This is a genomic window from Henriciella pelagia (assembly GCF_002088945.1).
GTDB lineage: Bacteria > Pseudomonadota > Alphaproteobacteria > Caulobacterales > Hyphomonadaceae > Henriciella > Henriciella pelagia.
The window spans coordinates 654,620-676,514 of sequence record NZ_NCSU01000007.1 but is presented as its reverse complement, the minus strand read 5'-3'; the positions used below and the strand labels follow the sequence as shown (position 1 = coordinate 676,514).

The 21,895-nt window shown below is 61.1% G+C and carries 25 protein-coding genes; 19 read left to right on the top strand and 6 right to left on the bottom strand.

The features are described 5' to 3' along the window. Positions 1–50: 50 nt before the first annotated feature. From B8746_RS06090 to rimM, 9 genes are all read left to right on the top strand, one after another. Positions 51–3,335 carry an intermembrane phospholipid transport protein YdbH family protein gene (locus B8746_RS06090; RefSeq protein ID WP_084392513.1) on the top strand — a complete coding sequence of 1,095 codons (3,285 nt, stop codon included), beginning with the start codon at positions 51–53 and terminating at the stop codon, positions 3,333–3,335. A gap of 69 nt (positions 3,336–3,404) precedes the next feature. Further along, on the top strand, positions 3,405–3,593 hold the full coding sequence (locus B8746_RS06085) for a YnbE family lipoprotein (RefSeq protein WP_233123974.1): 189 nt from the start codon (positions 3,405–3,407) through the stop codon (positions 3,591–3,593). A gap of 20 nt (positions 3,594–3,613) precedes the next feature. Further along, positions 3,614–3,967 (top strand): YdbL family probable chaperone protein, encoded by a 354-nt coding sequence (locus B8746_RS06080; protein ID WP_084392509.1) that lies wholly within the window; start codon positions 3,614–3,616, stop codon positions 3,965–3,967. Next, complete coding sequence (locus tag B8746_RS06075) at positions 3,952–4,218, top strand: hypothetical protein (RefSeq protein WP_143434533.1); 267 nt, start codon at positions 3,952–3,954, stop codon at positions 4,216–4,218. Before B8746_RS06080 ends, B8746_RS06075 begins: the two co-directional genes overlap by 16 nt. A gap of 75 nt (positions 4,219–4,293) precedes the next feature. Continuing rightward, the gene (locus B8746_RS06070; protein ID WP_084392505.1) at positions 4,294–4,950 is read left to right on the top strand and encodes a histidine phosphotransferase family protein; all 657 of its coding nucleotides are present in this window, start codon (positions 4,294–4,296) and stop codon (positions 4,948–4,950) included. A gap of 162 nt (positions 4,951–5,112) precedes the next feature. Then, positions 5,113–5,478 carry a response regulator gene (locus tag B8746_RS06065; protein WP_084392503.1) on the top strand — a complete coding sequence of 122 codons (366 nt, stop codon included), beginning with the start codon at positions 5,113–5,115 and terminating at the stop codon, positions 5,476–5,478. 71 nt (positions 5,479–5,549) lie between these two features. After that, positions 5,550–6,392, top strand: coding sequence for a CheR family methyltransferase (locus B8746_RS06060; RefSeq protein WP_084392500.1), 843 nt, complete (start codon positions 5,550–5,552; stop codon positions 6,390–6,392). A gap of 150 nt (positions 6,393–6,542) precedes the next feature. Continuing rightward, on the top strand, positions 6,543–7,259 hold the full coding sequence (locus B8746_RS06055; RefSeq protein WP_084392498.1) for a beta/gamma crystallin-related protein: 717 nt from the start codon (positions 6,543–6,545) through the stop codon (positions 7,257–7,259). A gap of 49 nt (positions 7,260–7,308) precedes the next feature. Further along, positions 7,309–7,863 (top strand): ribosome maturation factor RimM, encoded by a 555-nt coding sequence (gene rimM / locus B8746_RS06050; RefSeq protein ID WP_084392495.1) that lies wholly within the window; start codon positions 7,309–7,311, stop codon positions 7,861–7,863. On the opposite strand, the gene B8746_RS06045 is transcribed toward rimM, so the two are convergent. Beyond that, positions 7,860–8,984: a glycosyltransferase gene (locus B8746_RS06045; RefSeq protein WP_084393147.1), complete on the bottom strand. Its 1,125-nt coding sequence runs from the start codon at positions 8,982–8,984 to the stop codon at positions 7,860–7,862. The two genes, rimM and B8746_RS06045, sit on opposite strands and share 4 nt — an antisense overlap. A gap of 217 nt (positions 8,985–9,201) precedes the next feature. Between B8746_RS06045 and B8746_RS06040 the strand changes: the two genes are divergently transcribed. Further along, positions 9,202–10,209, top strand: coding sequence for a glutathione S-transferase family protein (locus B8746_RS06040; RefSeq protein ID WP_084392493.1), 1,008 nt, complete (start codon positions 9,202–9,204; stop codon positions 10,207–10,209). Between the two features lie 63 nt (positions 10,210–10,272). Here B8746_RS06040 and B8746_RS06035 read toward each other — a convergent pair whose 3' ends face one another. Then, entirely contained in the window at positions 10,273–10,755 is a 483-nt protein-coding gene (locus tag B8746_RS06035; RefSeq protein WP_084392490.1) for an Hsp20 family protein, read from the bottom strand. 185 nt (positions 10,756–10,940) lie between these two features. Between B8746_RS06035 and B8746_RS06030 the strand changes: the two genes are divergently transcribed. The 3 genes from B8746_RS06030 to B8746_RS06020 all read left to right on the top strand — a co-directional run bounded on the left by B8746_RS06030 (position 10,941) and on the right by B8746_RS06020 (position 13,198). Continuing rightward, complete coding sequence (locus B8746_RS06030; protein WP_084392488.1) at positions 10,941–11,846, top strand: class I SAM-dependent methyltransferase; 906 nt, start codon at positions 10,941–10,943, stop codon at positions 11,844–11,846. A 69-nt stretch (positions 11,847–11,915) separates the two neighbouring features. Beyond that, entirely contained in the window at positions 11,916–12,563 is a 648-nt protein-coding gene (locus B8746_RS06025; RefSeq protein ID WP_084392485.1) for a hypothetical protein, read from the top strand. A 23-nt stretch (positions 12,564–12,586) separates the two neighbouring features. Beyond that, entirely contained in the window at positions 12,587–13,198 is a 612-nt protein-coding gene (locus B8746_RS06020; RefSeq protein WP_084392483.1) for a TIGR02466 family protein, read from the top strand. An 8-nt stretch (positions 13,199–13,206) separates the two neighbouring features. Here B8746_RS06020 and B8746_RS06015 read toward each other — a convergent pair whose 3' ends face one another. Next, positions 13,207–13,815, bottom strand: a complete 609-nt coding sequence (locus B8746_RS06015) for a hypothetical protein (RefSeq protein ID WP_084392481.1) — start codon at positions 13,813–13,815, stop codon at positions 13,207–13,209. 143 nt (positions 13,816–13,958) lie between these two features. Here B8746_RS06015 and ppa point away from each other — a divergent pair, with 143 nt between their 5' ends. Then, the gene (gene ppa / locus B8746_RS06010) at positions 13,959–14,492 is read left to right on the top strand and encodes an inorganic diphosphatase (RefSeq protein ID WP_084392478.1); all 534 of its coding nucleotides are present in this window, start codon (positions 13,959–13,961) and stop codon (positions 14,490–14,492) included. Positions 14,493–14,508: 16 nt separating this feature from the next. After that, on the top strand, positions 14,509–15,132 hold the full coding sequence (locus tag B8746_RS06005) for a LysE family translocator (RefSeq protein WP_084392475.1): 624 nt from the start codon (positions 14,509–14,511) through the stop codon (positions 15,130–15,132). A gap of 10 nt (positions 15,133–15,142) precedes the next feature. Here B8746_RS06005 and B8746_RS06000 read toward each other — a convergent pair whose 3' ends face one another. Continuing rightward, the gene (locus B8746_RS06000; RefSeq protein WP_084392473.1) at positions 15,143–15,766 is read right to left on the bottom strand and encodes a carbonic anhydrase; all 624 of its coding nucleotides are present in this window, start codon (positions 15,764–15,766) and stop codon (positions 15,143–15,145) included. A gap of 152 nt (positions 15,767–15,918) precedes the next feature. Here B8746_RS06000 and B8746_RS05995 point away from each other — a divergent pair, with 152 nt between their 5' ends. Further along, positions 15,919–16,530 (top strand): TetR/AcrR family transcriptional regulator, encoded by a 612-nt coding sequence (locus B8746_RS05995; RefSeq protein WP_233123971.1) that lies wholly within the window; start codon positions 15,919–15,921, stop codon positions 16,528–16,530. On the opposite strand, the gene tsaD is transcribed toward B8746_RS05995, so the two are convergent. Next, the gene (tsaD, locus tag B8746_RS05990; RefSeq protein WP_084393146.1) at positions 16,531–17,598 is read right to left on the bottom strand and encodes a tRNA (adenosine(37)-N6)-threonylcarbamoyltransferase complex transferase subunit TsaD; all 1,068 of its coding nucleotides are present in this window, start codon (positions 17,596–17,598) and stop codon (positions 16,531–16,533) included. 55 nt (positions 17,599–17,653) lie between these two features. Further along, the gene (locus B8746_RS05985; RefSeq protein WP_084392467.1) at positions 17,654–18,655 is read right to left on the bottom strand and encodes a glycoside hydrolase family 5 protein; all 1,002 of its coding nucleotides are present in this window, start codon (positions 18,653–18,655) and stop codon (positions 17,654–17,656) included. Between the two features lie 133 nt (positions 18,656–18,788). On the opposite strand from B8746_RS05985, the gene hemC reads away from it, so the two are divergent. The 3 genes from hemC to B8746_RS05970 are packed head-to-tail and all read left to right on the top strand — an operon-like array spanning position 18,789 to position 21,707. Continuing rightward, a complete protein-coding gene (gene hemC, locus B8746_RS05980) occupies positions 18,789–19,751 on the top strand; it encodes a hydroxymethylbilane synthase (RefSeq protein ID WP_084392465.1) in 963 nt (320 codons plus the stop codon). Beyond that, entirely contained in the window at positions 19,738–20,472 is a 735-nt protein-coding gene (locus B8746_RS05975; RefSeq protein ID WP_084392463.1) for a uroporphyrinogen-III synthase, read from the top strand. Before hemC ends, B8746_RS05975 begins: the two co-directional genes overlap by 14 nt. 50 nt (positions 20,473–20,522) lie before the next feature. Next, complete coding sequence (locus B8746_RS05970) at positions 20,523–21,707, top strand: COG4223 family protein (RefSeq protein WP_084392461.1); 1,185 nt, start codon at positions 20,523–20,525, stop codon at positions 21,705–21,707. Positions 21,708–21,895: the final 188 nt, after the last annotated feature.

Below are 21,895 nucleotides of genomic sequence, written 5' to 3'. Positions count from 1 at the left end.
CGCTTGCATGATTATGCAGCGGAAAGTGTTAAATTTCAGGCAGGATCGGCATGAAAAGCGGTCTCCTCAATTGGCGAAAATGGCCGTTCTGGCTGGGCCTCGTAGCCCTTCTGGTCGTATTATCGCTCGTGCTTGCCTGGCTATTTCGTATCCAGATCGCGCAATATGCCGTGCAACGATGGTGCCAGTCACAGGCACTGACTTGTACCGCCAAAATTAACGATCTCGGCCTCTCCAGTCTCCGCGTAACCGGCGTGGAAGTGGCCACTCAGACGGGAGATGTCCCTTTCGAGGCAGGCGAAGCGCGCATCGGGCTCGACTGGCCAGGCCTGTTCAGGCCGGTCGTCACAGACATTTTGCTCCGCTCGCCTGTGCTGCGCGGCACCTTTACTGAAGACAATGAAATCACCTTTGGCGGCCTTGAGAAACTCGCCTCCGGCGATAGCTCTTCAGACACATCGCCTGCCTTCGAGATGACGAATATCCGCATCGAGTTGACGACCCCGGCAGGCCCACTCGTCCTGACAGGTCAGGCTTCGGGTCAGATGCCCATGCGGGTTGACCTGCAGGCCGATGTTGAGCCGGTCCGCCTCGAAACCGGCGGCAACCGCCTGGATATCCGGGAAGGCAATGTCGATCTCTCCCTGATCGGCATCAAGCTGAGCGGACATGCAGAATTCGAACTCGCCGAGGCGGCCTTCGCCAATCTCGCTGCGTCCGACATCAAACTGAGCGCAAATATGCAGGATGGCCTCCTGCCGGCACTCGACTGGGCGTTCTCGGCAGGGACATTCCAGCGGCCGGGCCTCTCGCTTTCCGACGCCGAATTCGAAGGAACACTCGCCCTGAAATCACCGCAAAATGACGAAGAAATCTCACCATGGCTAAGCCGGATCAAGTCCGGCACAGTCGAGGGCACAGTGGCGGCGCTCAGCTGGCGAGAGACCTTTGCAGAAGCGGTGAGCTTCACCCTGGACACAGCGCGGGACCGGTCAGGCGAGCTTGGGGCAGGTTACGGCCTTATCGTGTCGGGGCTGGAGCGGCCGGACATCGCAGCAGAAGAGCTGACGCTCAGCGGCGATTTTAAGGTCGATGATGCGCTCTCGGTGATAAATGCGCATGGCGATCTCAGTGTCTCCGGCGCGCGCGTGCCCGGCGAGTATCGATCAAGCCTGCTGTCGCGACTCAGCCTGGGTGGCCCCTTCCAGGCCCACTCGGATGCGTTGCGGGCGGCGCTTTCGGCAGCGCTGGAAGAATTTAGCGGCGGCACAGGATTCGAATTGACGATCGATGAGAGCGGCTACTGGTCGCTCGTGTCGACCCGCGTCATCTCCGCTAAAAGCGCCGACGGCACCAGTGTCGCCCTCACGCCGAAACCGGCCAAGCCTGCGCTCAACATTGCCGACGAAGGCGTGGAACTGGCCGGACTTGTGACCCTGGACGGACCACGCGTACCGAAAATCGCAATGGACCTCACGCGAGCAAGCCTCGCTCCCGACCTGATCATCGATACCGGTGGCCTGACGCTTTCGCCGTGGACCGCTGACGGCCTGACCATCGCGAGCGAGGTCAGCGAACTTCACTTCGAACGCGCCGAAGGGGTACCCCGTCTGCAGACGATTGGAGAGCTTCGCATACGCGGCAAGCTCTATGGCCAGACGTTCGGCGACACCCGGTTGTTTGGCGGCATCGAGGCTGCTGGCGGGTCGAGCCTGCGCGTCCAGACCTTCCGAACCCGCTGCCTCGGCTTCAACACAGCTGGCATCCGCACCGGAGCCGGCTACGCGCTTGAGCCCGTCAATCTGGAGCTTTGCCCGCGCGATGGGCGGGTCGTTCGGCCCATTCCAGGAGGCTCTGCCGGAACGATCGACCTCGGCAAGCTGGAATTGCCCTTCAGGGGCGAAAACACCTCTGGCACGCTGTCGCTGCAGAATGCTGTCCTTGACTGGTCGGCCACCAGGACAGCGCGGCTGGACCTGAAAGGCAGTGAAATGTCGCTGCCGCTCACCATTGGCGAGAAGACCCTGATCGTCGCCTCGGCAGAGCCGGACCTGGCGCTCGCAACGACGAACCCTGTATCGCTGACTGCGTCGACCGGCGCCTCACAGTTCAGCGGCTCGCTGGTGCCCGCCGACATCAGCCTGGATGCACTCGACCTCGACGCACGGCTGCCATCGACCGGCATTGAGGGTACGGCGTCAGCAAAGGGCGTGGAAGTGCGCGACAGGGGCGCTGATCCGCTCTATGTTCCCTTGCGCGGCGACCTAGCGGCAACTTTCCAGAAGGGTATCATGCAGCTGACCGGTCCAGTGACGACGCGGCCTGCAGGCCAGAAGGTCGCCGATGTTGACCTGGAGCTCGACATCCTTGCGCTGGACGGCACCGCCTCGGTCCTGACGCCGGAGCTCACCTTCCGGCCACGCGGTTTTCAGCCGACTGCGCTCAGCGACCGGGTGCGCGGCTTTCTCTCGAATGCGCGCGGCACGCTGAAAGGTCGCGCAGATTTCGTGATCGAGTCTGGCAAGACAAGCGGCACGGGGTGGGTGTCTGCGGACGGTTTCGGGTTCGACACGCTGCGCCTCGGCGCGGTCAATGATGTGAGCGGGCGCATCGAATTCAACGACATCATGAAACTCACAACGCCGCCCGGACAGGAAATCCGTCTCGGCCAGATCAGCCCGGGCATCCCGCTCAGCAATGGCCGCATTCGCTTTCAGCTGAATGAAGGACTGGAAGCGACCATTGAAGATGCGCGCTGGCCCTTTGCCGGCGGCGAAATCTATACTGGCGGCTCCAGCTGGACGATTGCAGGGACGCGCGATGTCATTGAGATCACCGCCAAGTCGCTCGAACTCGCCGAAATCGTTCGCGTCTTCGACCTGCCGGACGTCAAGGCGCAAGGCACAGTCACCGGCACATTCCCCGTGGAAATCATCGGCCCCAACACATTCATCCGCAATGCGACACTGACCGCCGACAGCAGCGGGGGCACGATTGCCTATACCGGAGATGTCGCCGATGCAGCCGCTGCCGCAGATGACCGGGTCAGCATGGCATTCGACGCACTCAAGGATTTCCGCTTTTCGGTTCTCGAAATTGGCGCTGACGGTAATCTGAGCGGCGATATCCTGATCACGATGCGGCTGGTCGGCACCTCTCCGGAAGTGCTCGACGGCGCGCCATTCGCCTTCAATATCGGCATCGATTCCAAGCTGATGCAGCTCATCCGGACGGGCCGCTCGATATCGTCCAGCGACTGGCTCGCCGACGTGGCCGCAGAGTCGGTTCGGAACCGCCAATCCGGCGGCACAGGCAGCACACCGCCTGAACAATAGTCAAACTTGTATTCAACCACCGTTCAGGCCACATACTGCACAATGGCTCGTGTTATGAAGGAAAGACATGTGACCCGACCCCTCCTCCTGTCTGCAGCTGTCGCTGCCTCGCTGGCTGCGTGCTCACCGACGGTGAAGCTGCAGGCTCCGACAGAGCCGATCACGATTAATCTCAACGTCAAGATCGATCAGGAAGTGCGCATCAAGCTCGACAAGGAAGTCGAAGACCTGATCGCCAGCAATCCTGACATTTTCTAGGTCCACAAAAGGTGTCTCACATGACCCGATTCATTAAAGCCATTTACGCGCTCGTCTTCCTTGCCGCGACCGCTCTGGCCGTTGCCGCGCCTGCAAGTGCGGGCGATCCACAGATCGACACTGCCAAGGAGCAGGGCGTCGTCGGCGAACGCATTGACGGCTATCTCGGCATCGTTGATGGCGGCGCAGATCCGGCGCTCATCCGGCGCGTTCAGGACATCAACAACAAGCGCCGCGCCGCTTATGATGACCTCGCCAGACAGACCGGCACAACGCCAGAACAGGTTGCCCGCGTGACCGGCGAAAAGCTGGTCTCCGGCGCAGAGCGCGGCCAGTTCGTCATGGACGATAGCGGGAAGTGGAAGAAGAACTAACCCGCCCGCTTATGTCCCTGACCTCCATCATTGCCATCATCGCAGGCCTCGCCGCGCTTATCCTGGCTGGATGGGGCGTGGCGGTGCTCTGGTCGAGCCTCGGCGTCACGATGACAATGCATGGCTGGATCGCCTACGGCCTTGGCGCTGTGGGCTGTCTTGGCCTGTCCATCGGGCTTTTCTGGCTGCTTTTTCACAGCGCACGCGGCGGTCATGATGATCTTGTGGGCCACGACGACTTGGATGGGTGACAAATCAGCCGCAATCAGGCAGTCAATGGTCTGGCGATTCGGGTAGCGTAGAACACCGACCAAAGGGGCCAGACCATGCAAGCCAATATCGATCCGGCGCATCTCTCCGCATATATTGCATCTCGCATCTGCCACGACCTGGTATCATCGGTATCCTCCATCACCAATGCGCTCGACTTCATGAACGAGCCGCAGGATTCCGAGATGCGCGTGCAGGCAGAGAAGCTTCTGCATGATGGGGCAGACAGCGCCGCCTCAAAACTGAAATTCCTGCGCTACGCTTTCGGCTCGGCCGGTCTGTCCAAAGGCGCTGCTGACATCCACGAAGCCAAGCAGATCACCGAGCGGTTCGTAGCCAGCCACAATTACAAGCCAACGCTGACATGGGACATCGAAACCCAGCATCTCAGCTTCTCGCATGCCCGCCTGATCATGAACCTCGTCATGCTGGCGGTGGACTGCCTGCCGCGCGGCGGGACGATCGCCGTCAAGGTTCGCAATCAGACTGATGGACTTGGCATCAGCGTCGCTGCGTCCGGCGAGCGTTGCAAGCTTCGCGACGATACCGCCGAAGCGATCGCCGGAAACGAGCCGCAGGACGGCTGGTCCGCACGCACCGTCCAGCCGCTGTTCACGCGGATTATTGCAGAAGGTCTGGGCGGTTCGCTGCGCGCCGACCCGAAGCCTGAAGAGATATCCCTGGTCGCAACCGGCCTGAGCGCCGAGGGCTGATCGGGCCGTGGCCGCAGGACGCACCGAGTCTTAAACTTCGGTAAATCAATTTCTGGCCAAATTGCTGCAGCGACCAGATGCGCGGTCAATGTCGAGTTAATTTGCTTACCTTCCGGAGGGGTTGCCACCGGAACAGGCCTAGATTCCTCTTGGGGTAATGCCATGAAGTCTTGTTTGATTGTTGATGACTCCCGGGTGGTCCGCAAAGTTGCCGGACGCATTGTACAGGATCTCCAGTTCGAAGTGACGGAAGCAGGAGACGGCGCCGACGCGCTGAAATCATGCCGCGAGAACATGCCGGATGCCATCCTGCTCGACTGGAACATGCCGGTGATGAACGGCCTGGATTTCCTGCGCGCCCTTCGCCGCGAACAGGGCGGGTCGAAACCGATCGTTGTGTTCTGCTCGACCGAAAATGACGCCGAGCACATTGGCGAAGCGATGCGCTCGGGTGCAAATGAATTTATAATGAAGCCGTTTGATGCAGACATCATTCACAGCAAATTTGCAGAGGTCGGCCTCGTTTAAAGCGATTTGTTAACCCCGGTCGGGTTCTTGTTAACGAACCGGGAAGAAATTTATCGGGCTGGTGAAAGACTATGGACGATTCGACCTATCGCGAAATTGCTGAGCTGGCGCTGAACGGTTCCGGACAGCATATTCCGCCGACAAAATCCTATCTCATCGAATCCCGGCTCGGCCCGATCCTCCGCCGTGAGCAGTTTGCTGGCGTCGCCGAACTTCTCGCCTGCATCCGGGCCCGGCCGAGCAGCCCGCTCGGCGGTGAAATCGTCGCCGCCCTGACCAGCAAGACCACGCATTTCTTCCGCGAGCGCGCCGCCTTTGAGCGTATCGTCAATCATGTCCTGCCGATGATGGCGCCGTCTGCGCCGGGCGGGAAGCTACGCATCTGGTGTGCTGGCGGCTCAAGCGGGCAGGAAGCCTATTCGCTTGCCATGCTGATCGGTGAGAGCGAGAACGAAGCGCTGAAGGACATCCAGGTTGAAATCCTGACCTCCGACATCAGTGAAAAAATGTCGGCACGCGCCCGCTCAGGGAAGTTCGGACACTTCGATGTGCAGAAGGGCCTGTCCATCCACCGCCTGCTCAGCAACTTTTCTCGTCTCGACACAGGCGAATGGCAGGTTTCACAAGACCTTGCCAACCGCGTTGGCGTGCGGACCCACAATATCCTGCAGGATTGCAGCGGCCTCGGCGTGTTCGACGTCATCACCTGCTGCAATGTTATTGGCGGCATGGGTAGCCAGATGCGCGCCAGGGCGCTGGTCAACCTCGCTCGCCAGCTTTCCGATAGCGGTGTGCTCGTCATCGGAAAGGACGAGACGGCGACGGGTCTTGTCACCGGGCTTGAGCCATCGCGTGACCTGCGCGGCGCCTATTGCCGTGAAGTCACGCCAGGTGCCCTGACCGCAGCAGCCTGAGCCCTGCCGGCCGGGCGACGCTATCCATCTAATATTTATGTAAGTTTCCGGAACCTCCCGGCACACCCCCGCCTTTCATGAAGGCAAGGTTGCCGAGTGTTCAGCGACCTTCTGGTAACAAAGAGGGGTCAATGAATTGGAGGTTCTCTCATGAATCCGTTGAAGACGCTGGGACTTGGTCTAGCTCTCACCACCTCTCTTGCCCTGCCCGCCATGGCTGACCGACCGTACCATCGCGGCGGGGGCGGCGAAGCGATCATCTATTCCAATGCCAATTTCACCGGCCGCTCCTTGCGCGTGACGGGTGCCATTCCACGGCTCGCCGACTATCGCTTCAATGACCGGGCATCCTCGATCCGCGTCATGGGCGGCGCATGGGAAGTTTGCGTCGATGCCAATTATCGCGGACGCTGCGAAATCATCGAATATCGCGAGGGCTACCTCAACCAGATGAGGCTCAACAACAAGATCACGTCGATCCGCCCGGTGAGCTATGGATATGGCGGCCGTCATGACCGATATGACCGCAACGACCGGTATGGTCGCGGGAATGATTATGGCTATGGCGGGCGCTACAATGCGCCGGTCGTGCTGTACGGCAATTCGAACTTCCGCGGCGATGCGCTGCCTGTCACGGGCGCTATCCCGCACCTCAACCCGCTCCGCTTCAACGACAAGACGTCCTCCATCGCTATCCAGAGCGGGGCGTGGGAAGTCTGTACGGATCCGAATTTCAGGGGCCGCTGCGAGATCATTACCGGATCGACCGCTGAACTCGGCTATTACCGGCTGAACGACAACATAACGTCTATCCGTCCGGCCGGGCGCGGCTATGGATATGACCGCGATCGCCGTCGCCGCTGGTAGGCGCTGTTCGGGCTTCCCGTCTGCTGCATAGCAGAGTAGGAAGCCCGCAATGCCAGACCGATTGAAACAAGACAGGCTGATAATTGTGGGCGTTCTGGCGGGCGCTCATGGCGTTCGTGGTGACGTGCGTGTGAAAAGCTTCACCGACAATCCCGAGGATCTGTTCAGTCTCGGGCCACTCCTGTCAGAAAAGGGCGACCCGCTCCTCGAGGCGGCCGGGGTAAAATCAGGATCAGGCCATTTTATCGTGACGGCAAAACGCGCCCGCCAGAAAGAGGAATGGGACGCGCTCAAGGGGACCAAGCTCTGCGTCCCTCGCCACAGACTGCCCCCGCCCGATGATGACGAGTTCTATGTTGAGGACCTTGTCGCCCTGAACGTCATGGACAGTCATGGAAAGACCGTCGGCACCGTGAAATCCGTGCAGAATTTCGGGGCTGGCGACCTGATTGAAGTCGCGCCCGACACCGGCGCTGCCTGGTTCGTCCCCTTCACCCTGAAGGAAGTGCCGGAGGTCCATTTCGAGGGCGGCTACGTAATCGTCCGCGACCCCGAAACCTGGGCCGATCAGTCCGACCCGCGCAAGAAGGACGACACCAACTAAACGGTGCCGGCCTTTTCGGCGAGATCGAGCAAATAGCCTTCGAGCTTGCGGCTCTGCTTCTGCAGGTTGAAGTCTGACAGGGCAAATTCTCGCCCTGCCTCCCCCATCGCCGCGGTTCGTGCCTTGTCCGTCAGCATGCGCGCCAGGCGGTCTGCGAGGCCAGCCTCATCGCCTTCATCAACCAGATAGCCCGTCTCACCATCCCTGACGCATTCAGTAATGCCGGCATGCCGCGTCGCGGCCAGTGCGCAACCTGACAGCATCGCCTCGATACATACCAGCGGCAGGCCTTCGGCATCACCAGACCTTGCGCGCTTCGACGGCACAACCGCAATACGGGCTTCGGCCCATTGCCTTGGCATCTCATCCGCCGGCACCCAGCCCGGCAGTTCGGCCGTCACGCCTGCCGCCTCAAGGTCGGCGACAAGGCCCTCCTTGAGGTCACCATCGCCGATCAGGCGAACCGTCCAGCCTTCCAGCTCCTCTCCGAGTCGGGCGAGCGCCGCGATAAGCGTGTCGATGCCCTTCTTCTCGGTCCAGCGTCCGGCGAAGACAATGAGGTCCTTCTTCTCACCGGGCTCAAAGCGCGCCGGGTCTGCCGTATTGTGATGCACAACCATCTTGTCGACGGGCGCGCCCTTGGCAGCGAGTTCGTCGCGAATGAAGTTCGAGCAGGGCAGGATCAGGTCGGCTTCCTTCCAGAGCCTGGCGCGCCTGCGATTGTAGACGCGGATGAAACTGTCCTTGGTATTGGTCGTCTTGGTGGCGTCGCCGCCATAATACGTGACCGCCAGCGGCAGGCCGAGCTTCTTGGCGATCGGCAACGCATAGGCGCCCGATTTGCCAAAGCTCGCATGGACTGCGACCGGCTCATAGGCCCTCAATGCCTCTTCCAGTTTCGAGGAAATGCTGCCGAGCTGCTTGAAAGCGGCCTCGCCGCCCGGCCCGTGCAGCGGGCCAAGCTGCACCACCTCAGCGCCCTGCGGCAACGGTCCCTTGATCTCGTGGCCGATATAGAGCGGCTTCAGTTTGCCAAACGCCGAATAACCGCGCGGAATGAAGCTCTCCGACGGCGTAAAAAGCTTGTCGCAATAGGCGAGAAAATATCGCGGTGTGCTCATTTGCAGCCAGACCTTTTCTGGTTGAACCCCGTCATGCACCACCTTCCGGACAGACAAGGCCGCTCCTGAGACAGGGCGCACCTTGCTCACACATGTCGTGTTTCGATTTCGCAGCAGCGCTCTGAGTATTGCAGCCTCTGGCAACCGTCAAACACGTCTTGGCAGCAAAAGCTGCATCGCCTAAGACCGCGCTTCAGCTATTGCCAAGGACACCGACATGACTGCTTACCGCTTGTTCGGCGCCGAGACGTCTCCCTATTCTGTGAAAGTGCGCTCCTTCCTGAAATACAAGGGCGTAGAGTTCGAATGGATCGGACGCTCTTCTGCGACTGAAGAAGAGTTCCAGTCCTTCGCCAAGGTCCCGACCGTACCCCTGCTCGTGTCGCCCAATCGTGCGCCGAACCAGGATTCGACTGACATCCTGTCGCTCATCGAGAATGATGTCGCCGACCCATCCTGCGTTCCCGATGATCCAGCCTGCGCGGTGCTCGCTCTCATCCTCGAAGACTACGCTGATGAGTGGCTCAACAAGGCGATGTTCCTCTACCGCTGGGGTGCTAAGCCTGACCGCGAAGAGGCTGCTGACCGCACCATGGAGCAGCTCTTCTCCGGCAAGCTGCCCCGCGCCAAGAAGAGGACGCGCGACCAGATCGTCAAGCGCATGCGCGAGCGTCTCCCGCTTGTCGGCATCGAGAAGAAGAACGAAAAGACGCTGAAAGTGTCCGCAGAGCGTTTTATCACACTGCTCAACACGCATCTTGAGAACAATCTCTTTATTTTCGGCGGCCGGCCCTCCGTGGCTGACTTCGCGCTTGCCGGCCAGCTCTCACAGATGCTGCTCGACCCGACCCCGGGCGACTTCCTGCGCAAGAACGCCCCTTTCGTGACCGCCTGGTGCGAATTCATGGATGCGCCAAAGGCGGGCGCACCATTCAAGTCTCTGGAGGAACTGGAGCCGACCCTGCTGCCGCTCTTTGCTGATGAAGTTGCTGCAACTTACCTGCCTTGGGCGGAAGCCAATCTCGAAGCCAACCTGTCAAAGACAGAGCGGATGAGCGCGAAGATTGAGAAAAAGTCGTTCGAGCAGGTCACCCAGCGCTATGCCGCGACCTCGTTCAAATCGGTCCAGAAAGCGGTTCGCCGTCTCAGCGATAATCACGCACTGACCGCATTCCTCGACAAGACCGGCGCAAAGGCCTTCTTCGAAAAGGGCGAAAAGGCCTAGGATAAAAAAGCCCCGGCACCTTGCGGCACCGGGGCTACATTCCTGTCAGGAAAGGTTCGACGCCTAGGCGGCGGAGACCTTTTCGCCCTGGATCAGTTTCGGCTTCGACTTTTTGGTCGTCGTTGAACCGATTTCGATCTTGCGGGGCTTCTTGGCTTCCGGCAGCTCGCGGACGAGATCGACACGGAGCAGGCCATTCTTGAGGCTCGCGCCGGTCACAATCACGTGATCGGCAAGCTGGAACCGGCGAAGGAATCCACGCTCGGCAATGCCGCGATGCAGGAACTGGCGCTCTTCAGCATCCTCGTCCTGAACCTTCTTTCCGGCAATCGTCAGCAGGTTTTCATTCGTCTCGATTTCGAGATCCTCTTCACCGAAGCCTGCCACGGCAATTTCGATGGCAAAGGCATCATCGGCAACACGCTCGATATTGTAGGGTGGATAGCCCTGAGCGCCATCAAGACGGCTCGCCGAATCGATCAGATTGGCCATGCGGTCAAAGCCAACCATGGTGCGGTAAAGGGGGGTGAGATCTATCGTACTCATGACTTACAGTCCTCTCTAAGCAACTGTGTCCGACAGGGTCGGACCATCATATTTGCGGCTCATCTGTTGCTCCGGCCCGTTCATCGGCACCGGCAGACTACCGGTCCAGGCCTGCTTGGCAGCGCCTAGACAAGAAGTATTTGGGTAGGCAGGAAGAGTTGTTCAAGTCTCTAAAGGAGGACGCAATGAGATGGATTTTGGGCGCAAGCCTACTGACTCTGGCAGCAGCTGGCTGCAGCAATGACACTGGCGTTGAGGATACACCTGCCGCACCGCCGCCACCGGCCGAAACGTCCGACACGCCGAGTGAGACCGCCGATGCGGCGGGCTTCACCATTGCCGATGCGATGGCAGGCAGCTGGCGCACAGAGGGTGAAATCGCGCGCGACCAGTATCGCCACCCAGCCGAAACGCTCGAATTCTTCGACGTTGCCGGAGACGAGACCGTCATCGAGATATGGCCCGGCGGCGGCTGGTACACCAATTTGCTCGCGCCATACCTGCACGCCAATGGCGGCCAGCTCATCGCTGCCTGGGTGAGTCCGGAACGCTCCGAACGCGCCGCCTCGTCCCTCGAGGCCTTCAAGGCAAACTATGCCGAATTCCCCGACACGTTCGGTGAGATCCAGTACACCACCTATGACTCCGAATCCGGCCCGCTCGGCGAGCCTGAAAGTGTCGACACCGTCCTGACTTTCCGCAATGTCCATAACTGGATGGGCGGGGATTATGCCGACAAGTTCTTCAGCGACGCCTATGCCGTCCTCAAGCCGGGCGGCGTGCTCGGTGTTGTGGAGCACCGCCTGCCTTCGTCTGCCGAGCAGGATCCTTCTGCACCGACCGGTTATGTGCATGAAGACTATGTCAAAGCGCTGGCAGAGGCCGCTGGGTTTGAGTTTGAAGCTTCCAGCGAAATCAATGCCAATCCTGCAGATACGGCCGATCACCCGTTTGGTGTGTGGACGCTGCCGCCGGTATCGCGAACTGCTGACCGCGATGGCAACACGCCGGAGGGCTTTGACCCGGCCGTTTATGCCGCGATTGGCGAATCCGACCGGATGACCCTCAAATTCGTGAAGCCAGTAGAGTAAAATTGCTGAACGCTAATTTGCACCTTCCGTGAAAGGGCGATCCAATTGCCCTGACATGGGAGGTGCAGAATGCGTTTCTTGATAATTGCGCTGATCGGCATTGCCGGGTCTGCTGGCCTGGCAAACGCTCAGGAAGCGCGGCCGGCCGCAAAAATGTCGACCCTTTTTGACGGCTTGGGCGACTTTCTCGCCATCCCCAACAGCGACCGCTCACACCTCGAAATGGACTATGTCGTTTCCGCCGACGATCCGGCCCTGAAGGATTTCGGCCTATGGATCGAGCCAGACGGCAAGCGCATCGACCTGCCGCGCGACGAATTGGGCCGGATCGACGTCAGCGAAATTGCCCCCTATCTTGACGCCGACCCTATGGTCATGACGACACTGCCAAAGGGCGGCGGTGCCATCAATGCCGAACCGACGCCGAAGCTCGACCTGTCCGGCCCTGTTCCTGTCGTCGATATCAACACGTCAATCGAGCAGGTGAACCTCGTCATCCGCAAGAAGGCCGGTCCGCTGTCAATGGTCGCGCCAAAGATGAAGGGCGTCATCTTTTTCGTTTCGCCAGAGACGACAGGCGTGGTGCAGAAGACCGATGGGAGCGAACAGGTGCTGGCGGTCGAAAATGACCGCATCACCTTTCGCCCCGGCGAAACAACGGGCGCAGCACGGCTGGTGTTTTCCCAGCCACCCATCAAAGACATCTTCACGGACTAGGCCGCCGCCTCTAAAGCAGGGGTATGACCACCCGCCTCCTGTTTCCGACACACTTGTTCCAGTCCCGCCATGGCGATGAGGCTTTCCTGGAAGACGCAGAAGCGGCCTGCTGGATGATTGAAGAGGGCGACCGCGCCGGCCACGCCTGGTGCGAGGAGAAAGGCTATCCCGGCTACACCTCCTACGCGTCGCTGGACGATCTGCCAGACAGGGCCCCAGCTTTCGCCTCTCTCGCCGAAGCGCTCACCAGACTCGCGACCGGCTTTGCGAAGGAGCTTCACTGGGAGCTCCCCCGCAAAGGCCTCAGCCTGGACGCCCTCTGGATCAACATCCTGGGGGATGGCGGTGCTCATTCCGGCCATATCCATCCCGGCAGCGTGATTTCGGGAACATATTATATCGCCATGCCTCCGGGCTCGGGCGATATCCGGTTCGAGGATCCGCGCCTCGCCATGATGATGGGCGCCCCACCGCTGAAGGATGAGGTGCCGGATGCTCTCAAGCGCTTCATCTATGTGACGCCGCAGGCTGGAGATGTCCTGATGTGGGAAAGCTGGCTGCGCCACGAAGTCATGGCGAGCCGCACCGACGAAGCACGCATATCGATCAGCTTCAATTTCGGGCTGGCCGGGTAAGGGGCAGCCTATTTGGTGCGGCGAACCTTGTAGGCACCCGCAGGTCCATCGTCGAACGACAGCGTTGGGCTGCCGATGAAGCTTTCGGATATTGTCGCTTTCGCCGGCAGGCCCTTTGGCGGCTTCACCGGCTCGACGATGGTCTGCTCCCATTCCTGGCCGTCCGAGGTCAGGAAGAAGTGACGCCCGACATTGTTTCGCAGGATGCGGGTGACCGAAACACTGATCTCGTCGACCTCGTCAGCATCATCGCTGCGTGGCATCAGGCGCGCCCAGAGCGGCGTCCCCGGTTCGGCTTCCGGCGCTGTGGAGGCAACCGCGGCAGCCGGCGCTTCGGCGGCAGGCGCATCGGCCCATTTCGGCAGGTCTGGCTGGGCAGGCGCAGGGGTCGCCGCCGGCGCGGGCGCTGCATCGGACCTCGACGGCAAGGTAATCGGCTGGTCTTTCAGTGCGCGCGACAGGGCCGGTGCCGCATTGTCGAAACAGGCAAGGCGTTCACCAGCATCCGCGACCTGCAGGCAGGCTGCGGTTTTTTCAGCAGCAGAGTTCAGGGACTGACCAAATGCCGGCGCGCAAATCGCCGCCGTTGTAAGCAGGCTGGTTGCTATACGAAACATGGGCGCTGGGATCCTCTCTTCACTGTAATGGAAGTCTTAGGGCCAATTTCGAAGTTTTCCAAACCCAATACACACTGCGCCCTTGACGCTCCGGCACGGCTTGTGCAGTGCAGCGCAACAGAATTGGCCAGAGAGCACGACCCATGGATATCAGCAAAATCTCATCCGGGCAGAACCCGCCCCACGATCTCAATGTGATCATTGAAGTCCCGCTTGGCGGCGAACCCATCAAATATGAAATCGACAAGGCCTCAGGTGCCATGTTCGTGGACCGGTTTCTGTACACCTCCATGCGCTATCCCTGCAATTACGGCTTCGTTCCGCACACGCTGAGCCTTGATGGCGACCCGATCGACGTCATGGTTGTCGGCCAGCGCGCGCTTGTGCCGGGCGCCGTTGTCCGTGCCCGTCCTGTCGGTGTGCTCCTGATGGAAGACGATGGCGGCCAGGATGAGAAAATTCTCGCCGTGCCCCACCAGAAGCTCACACGCTTCTACGAAAAGGTACAGAACTATACCGACCTGCCGGAAATCCTGGTCGACCGCATTGTCCACTTCTTCACGCACTACAAAGACATGGAGCCTAATAAGTGGGTGAAGGTTCAGGGCGTAGAAGGCGTGGACCGCGCGCGAGAGCTGATCAGCGCGTCGATCGAGCGTTACAAGCCGGAAGGCTGAACGGGACTGACCGCAATTGGAGTTCAGTGTCTGGCTCGCCCTGATCGGCCTGTTTCTGGCTGGTGGACTGACACCGGGTCCGGCGGTGATGCTCGTCGTGTCTTCCTCGCTGCGCTACGGCTTTCGTCCGGCGATGCTGCCTGCCATAGGCGTATCGTCGGCAAACTTTGTCTGGATCGGACTTGCAGCCGGCGGTGCGGCGGCCATCGCCACACAGTTTCCGTCCGCTTTCCTTATCCTGAAACTTGCCGGCCTTGCCTTCATCATCTGGCTCGCAGTCGGCCTTCTACATTCCAGGCCGCGCGACCTGCGGCTCTCGCGCGAAGCCATGCCGAAACGGGCGGCCCTGTTCGGCAAGGGGCTCGGCCTGCAGCTCGCCAATCCGAATGCGCTTGTCTTCTTCGGCGCGCTGTTGCCGGGTTATTTTGACGCCAGCTCGCCCATGCTGCAGCAGATCCTCATCGCCCTCGCAACGATTACCTTCAGCGAGATGTTCGGGCTTTCAATCTATGCAGCAGCGGCGGACCGGATGGCAAAAAACTTCGCCAGTCCGGCCTTCGCGACATGGTTCAATCGCGGCGCTGCCGCCTTGATGGTCGGGTCTGCGGCTTTTGCGGTCTGGGCGACCAGCCAGTCCTGAAACGCTGGCCTCAGGCCTCGACCACCGAAAACTCACCCGTAGCCGGGTCACGCCAGTGCAGCTCACCATGCGCGATCGCAAACCAGGCTCCATGCAGCTCCAGCTTGCCCGCCTCGACGCGCTCCCGGACGAATGGGAAGCTCATCAGATTGCGGATCGACGTTCCGATCCCGGCAAATTCCAATGCTCTCTGATTGTCCGCGGCCCCCTTCTTGAGCACCTCGTCACGGGCTTCATCCAGCAGGCTGACCCACGGCGCGATGAACTGCCCGACCGGTCTGTCCTTCGCCGCGGACAAAGAGGCATTCACACCGCCGCAGCCGCCATGGCCCATGATCAGGATGTGCTTGACCTCCAGCGCCGTGACCGCAAACTCCAGCGCGGCACTGACGCCGTGCAGGCCGCCGCCCTGGTCATAAGGCGGCACGAGATTGGCCACGTTCCGCACCACGAAGAGCTGGCCCGGCGCTGCATTAAAGATGTCGGCCGGTTCGGCGCGGCTGTCAGCGCAGGCAATGATCATGATGTCTGGGTCCTGACCACGGCCAAGCTCCTCATAGAGGCGTGCCTGGTGCTTGTACGTGCCACGGCGGAATGCGCGGTAGCCATCCTTCAACTCTTCCGGAGTCCTCATTGCATGATCCTTCTGTTCAATTTGCGCCCGAAATAAACGCCCAACATTAATTGTGCAATCCGATGTGAGACGCCCCGTTCACTTTCGTCAAACTTTTGGCAAGTATGATCGCCATAAATAGCACTGAACCCGCCGGATCATGGAGCCTCATCTTGGCCGAGAGCGAAACCAAACCGAAAAAGAAAAAGACACCCCGGCGGCGTCAGGGGCCACGCCGCAGCGAAGCATCCCGCGCCGCGATTCTGGAAGCGACACGTGAGGAACTGGCGAGCAGTGGCTGGCGCAAGCTGTCGGTGGATGGAATCGCCCGGACGGCACACGCGTCCAAACAGACGATCTATCGCTGGTGGCCGGCGACAGGAAACATGTGCATGGAGGCGGCGACCGCTCTTCTCCAGCCCGCCTCTCCAGGCAGCACTGATCCTGTTGAGCGCATCGCGTCCCTGCTGATGCCATTCGAGACCGCAACCCGCACCGGCAATGGCCATGCCGTCCTGCGCGGCGCGATGATGGCAGCTGCCGATGAGAAGGAAGCAGGCGAAACATGGCGCGGCTGGCTGAAGGCCAATGTCCGTGCGCCGCTGAGGCTTATCCTCGCCGAGCTTGCCGCCAAGCATAAGGTCCGCCGCGACTATGACCTTGATGAAGCGGTGAACCTGCTCATGGCTCCGGCCTGGCACAATCTGCTTATCATGCGCGCGCCGCTCAAGCCCGGCTTCTCGACTGAACAGGCCCAGCGCCTCCTGAAACTGCTGCAGGCCTGATCAGGCCTTCGCGCCGCGCTTTCCGCTGCCATAAACCGGGTTGCTGGCTGCGCTCTCTTCATCAAGCGGCCAGCGCGGACGCGCGGTGAACGCAAGACTGTCCTCTGCCACAAGGCCTGCCGCGAGACGCTCCGCGCCGGCCAGCGCGATCATTGCGGCATTGTCGGTACAGTGCTTCAACGGCGGAGCGATGAGGCTTGCCCCATGACGGGCGGCAACCGCGTCCAGCGCAGCCCTGATTGTCTGATTGGCCGCCACGCCGCCCGCGACGACCAGCCGGTCGCCATCAAATCGCTCCATCGCCCGGTCAGCCCTCGCCGAGAGACAGTCGGCGATTGCGCGCTGATAGCTCGCGCAGAGGTCCGCGACGTCCTGGTCTGAAAGGTCTTCAGCCTCAATGATCCGCGCTGCCGCCGTCTTCAGCCCGGCAAAGCTCATGTCGAGCCCATCACGGTCCATCAGCGGGCGCGGCAGCGGATAGCGCGTCTCGTCTCCGGACGTCGCCGCGCGCTCCACCGCTGGTCCGCCAGGAAAGCCGAGGTTCAGCAGCTTTGCAAGCTTGTCGAAGGCCTCTCCGGCCGCATCATCGATCGTCGTGCCAAGCCGCTGATAGGCACCGAGACCATCGACACGAATGAACTGGCAATGCCCCCCAGAGACCAGCAGGAGCATGTACGGAAAGGCGCAGTCTTCGGCGAGGCGCGGGCTCAGCGCATGGCCTTCGAGGTGATTGACGGGAATGAACGGCTTGCCGGATGCGAGCGCCATTGCCTTGCCGGTCATCATGCCAACCATCACGCCGCCAATCAGGCCGGGCCCGGACGTGGCTGCTATGCCATCAAGCTCTGACAAGGCAAGGCCGCTTTCCTTCAAGGCGACCTCGACAACGCGGTCTGCAATATCGGCATGTGCACGCGCCGCGATCTCCGGAACCACGCCGCCATAGGGCGCGTGTTCCTCGACCTGGCTGCGCACCGTTTCCGACAGGATCGCCGCGCGGCCATCCTCCAGGCGCAGGACAGCGGCCGCCGTCTCATCGCAGCTCGTTTCAATCCCGAGAATGGTAATCGCGCTCATCCGCGCTCACATAGAGGTTCCGCTCGCCCGCGAAAAGGCTTGGACATCACTGGTCGATAAGGGCGCCCAGCATGGAATTGACCCATGTCTCGCGGTCCAGGCGATAGACCTTGAACGTTGTCGCATAGTCCCAGTAGCACCAGCCGAACCCATTGGCCTCGGCTGTTTCGCGAAAAGCGCGGGTCCATTTCACACGCTGGTCGAGCGGCACGTCCTCGTAAACGCCAAACTCGCCAACGAACATCGGATAGCCCTGCTTGACCGCAAAGGCCCGCGCCTGCTTGGCACCGAGCTGCATCCGCGCAATGTCCTCCCGCGTGCCCCAGCGCTTGCCGGTTGGCGGGGGCGGATTGGCAAAAAAGGCCCCCTGATGGGTAAAGTCATAAGGGTCGTAATTGTGGAAGGTCAGGATGATTCGGTCATCCTGCGGCGGGCGGCTCTTCAGCAGTGCTTCCAGGCTGCCCCAGCCGGCACTGCCGACGATGACCCAGCGATCAGGATGCTTTTCGCGCACAATGGAAAGAAGCTCGCGATTGACCGTGTCGGTCTTTCGCACCGTCATCTTTTCATTCGGCTCATTGATCAGCTCGAAGATCACATTGTCCGGCGCGCCTTCGAATGCATCTGAAATCTGACGCCACATCGCCGCAAGGCGCGGGCGCTCCTCATCCGGGCGCTTCATCATCGCATTATAGTGATGCACATCGATGATGATCTGCAGGTCCGTTTCAATGGCCCAGTCCACGATCTCCTCCACCCGCGCCATGAAAGCCGGATCGATGGTGTAGGGCTTGCTGGTCGCGGTGTGGGCGCTCCACTTCACAGGCAGGCGGATTGTATCGAACCCAGCCGCCTTCAACCTTTCGAGGTCTTCCCTGCGAACCGTGTAGCCCCAGTCGCCCTCCCGCGGCGCTTCCAGTGAGCCACCGAGGTTCATGCAGCGCTCGATCGGGCTTGCCTTGGCAGGCGCCGATTCAGCCTCGGCAACCTGCGCATCAGGCGAGCAGGCGGCGATCATCAGCACAAATGCAAGGGCAAGGCGTTTCATTATAGGTTCTATCCTGACCGATCCGGGTTAAGAAAAGACACGCATGCGGCGTGCCAGATGACGCAGCCGGGCTGTCTTGCTTCACCAAGTCTGACACATTAGCAGGGCGGAAACTGGACAAGGCAAAGGCAGCATGACGGCAGGCAAGGCGCCACAGAAGAGTTTGAAGATTGGCACGCGCGGCTCACCGCTGGCGCTGGTCCAGGCACGCCAGGTCGCCGCCGATATTGAACGCCTGTCTGGCGGCGATGTCGTCGGCGAGATCGTCACCTTCACCACAGGCGGCGACAAGCTGACCACGGAGCGCCTCATCAATGCGGGCGGCAAGGGCCTGTTCACACGCGAGATCGATGCGGCCGTGGACGATGGCCGGTGCGACCTTGCCGTGCACAGCCTGAAGGATGTGCCGGGCGCCATTCCCGACGGCCAGGAACTCCTCGCCTATCCGAAACGCGAAGACCCCCGCGACGGCTTCATCACGGTGAACGGCATCAAGAGGCTTGCAGATCTGCCAGAGGGCGCGACCGTCGGTACGGCGAGCCTGCGCCGCGAGTCCCAGACACTCGCGCTGCGACCAGACCTCAACATCGTGACCTTTCGCGGCAATGTGCAGACCCGCCTGCGCAAGCTCGAAGATGGCCTGGCTGAGGCAACCTATCTCGCAATGGCCGGCCTCACCCGGCTCGACATGGCGCATCTTGCGAGCCCCGTCCCTGTCGAGACAATGATCCCGGCCGCCGGTCAGGGCATCATCACGATTGCCGCAAGGCCCGATGCTCTCGATAGCGACATCGTGGCCCTGCTGCGCAAGCTGGACGATCCGATGACCCGTCTCGCCGCGACCGCAGAACGTGCCTTCCTGGTCGAGCTTGACGGGTCCTGCCGCACCGCCATGGGCGGACATGCCTGTTTCCATGACGATCTCTGGAAATTCTCCGGCGAAGTGCTTCGCCCGGATGGCTCTGAGCGCTGGGTCGAGCACGGTATCGCCCAGACAGATGCGAGCGAAGACGAGATGACAGAGCTCGGCCGCTCGGCAGGCGAGCGCATCCGCGCCGCAGCGGGCGGAAACCTTCCCGCCTATGAAGATGACTGAAGCGGGCCCGCCCACCATCATCATTACGCGCGCTGAACCCGGCGCCGCACAGACCGCCGCGCGCCTCACGGCCATGGGTGTCAGCCACATCCTGTCACCGGCCCTGGAACTTGCTGGGCGGGACGAAATACTGCCTGACCTTTCGCGCTATGCCGGTCTCATCTTCACCAGCGCGAATGGTGTGCGCTTTTTCGCCGAAGCCAGCGCAGACCGGGGCCTTCCTGCCTGGTGCGTCGGCCCGGCGACAGCATCAGAAGCCGTTCGCGAAGCCTTCACCCCGGTCCACCAGTCTTCTGGTGACGCGCATGACCTTGCCCATTTCATTGCCCATCACTGGCATGCCCACACACCGAAAACATTGCTCCACATCGCAAACGCGGCATCCAGGGGCGTCGTGAAAGAGGCGCTCGAAAGCGAAGGCTTCAAGATCGACTTCGTGCCGCTCTATGAAGCCCGTCCCGCCGAAAGCCTTGCGCCAGACGCTGCTGTTGCTCTGGAGGCAGACCAAGCCTCCATCGTCCTCATTCATTCGTCAAAAGGCGCTGAAGCCTTTCTGGGGCTTGCCAAAGCGTTCGATCTATCCAAAACCAGTTTTGTCACGATTTCGGAACAGGCAGCCAGACCGCTTCAGGCCGTGAAGACGGGCGGTGTGACTGCCGCGAGCCATCCGGACGAGGATCATCTGCTTGAGGCCCTTGAAAAAGTGCTCGCAAATCACTGATCGTGCCATAGTCACTGCAAGCGGCTGGGGAGCGCGCAAGAGGTAGACCGATGAGCGACCAACCCACCCACGGCTCCGACCCGATTGATGCCGAGTTTGAGCCGGCCGAAGACCCGAAAGCGCCAAGCCTCAATTACGAAAAGCCGGCCCGGTCTGGCGGCGGCCCCGGCTGGATATCGCTCACCCTCGTTGGCCTCATCGCCCTTGGCGCGCTCGGCCTGTCGGTCTGGTCATCCGGCCTGCTGACCCAGACCAGCCTGCCCAGCCCGACCGAAACCAGCCTCGCAGACATCCGCGACAACCAGCAGCAGCTGGATGAGCGTCTCGGTGCCGTCTCCAGCCAGCTGGAGCTCACCATCGACCGCATCGATGATGAAATCGAACGCCTTGAAACCGAACTCGCTGCTGTCGAAACGGCCCGCGCGCCAGTGCCCGACCTGCCGGAAGACGCAGCCGCTTTCGATACGCGGCTCGCCAGCCTGGAAGAACAGCTTGCCGCGATCTCCGAAGCCCAGTCGGGTGCGGTCAGTCCGGCCCGTATCGAAGCCATCGAAGCCGCGCTCCAGTCCGCCAATGCCGACAGTGGCGGGGCAAGCGATGCACAACTCGTCAGCCTGAAAGCCGAACTGGAAACCCTGCGCGCTGACTTCGCCGCGCTTCAGACCGCGCAGGAAGCGCTCTCGAGCGAAATCAGCGAAGCACGCTCCGACGCCCAGAATATTTCCCGCGCGTCGGCGCTGATCCTCGGCGCATCACTCGCGCTCGACGCCATCGAGGCGTCTGCAGCACGCGGGGAAGCCTTCCCGGATAAGTATCAGCAGCTTCTCGACAACCGCCCGGATGACCCGGACGTGACGACGCTCGCCAGTCTGTCGAAGGTGGCCATTCCGACCATGGGAGAGCTTAAGTCCAGTTTCAGCCGCCTGAGGAACGACGCTCTCGCCCGCGACACTGAAAGCGGGTCGGGCCTTGGCTGGGTGAACACGGTTTTCGGTGAGTCCGTCAGCGTGCGCCGCTCTGCCTCAGGCAGTGAAACCGGCAATCTTCTCACTGACGCACAGGCCGCTCTTGCCCGCGACGACCTGATGGTCGCCATCGATTCCATCGAGGCGCTGCCGACAAATTCTAAGGCCGTCTTCCAGACCTGGCTCGCCGATGCGCGCCGCCGCGCGCGTCTTGAAGAATCTCTTGAGACTTTGCGGCTAAAACTGATCTCGGCGGGCCAGGAAGGCTGACGACCAGACGCTGGGTCTGGCGGACAATTAGGTTGGTGCGAGGTCGTCATGATCGACAAGGCGCGCAAATTGCGCCGTGATGGCCTGTGACCGGAATGCATCGGCTTTGCAGCTGGCGCGTTGTGCAGGCGCAAATCGCGATTGGTAACAATAACTTCGCGCCTTAAATACACCAAGAAGCTGCGCGA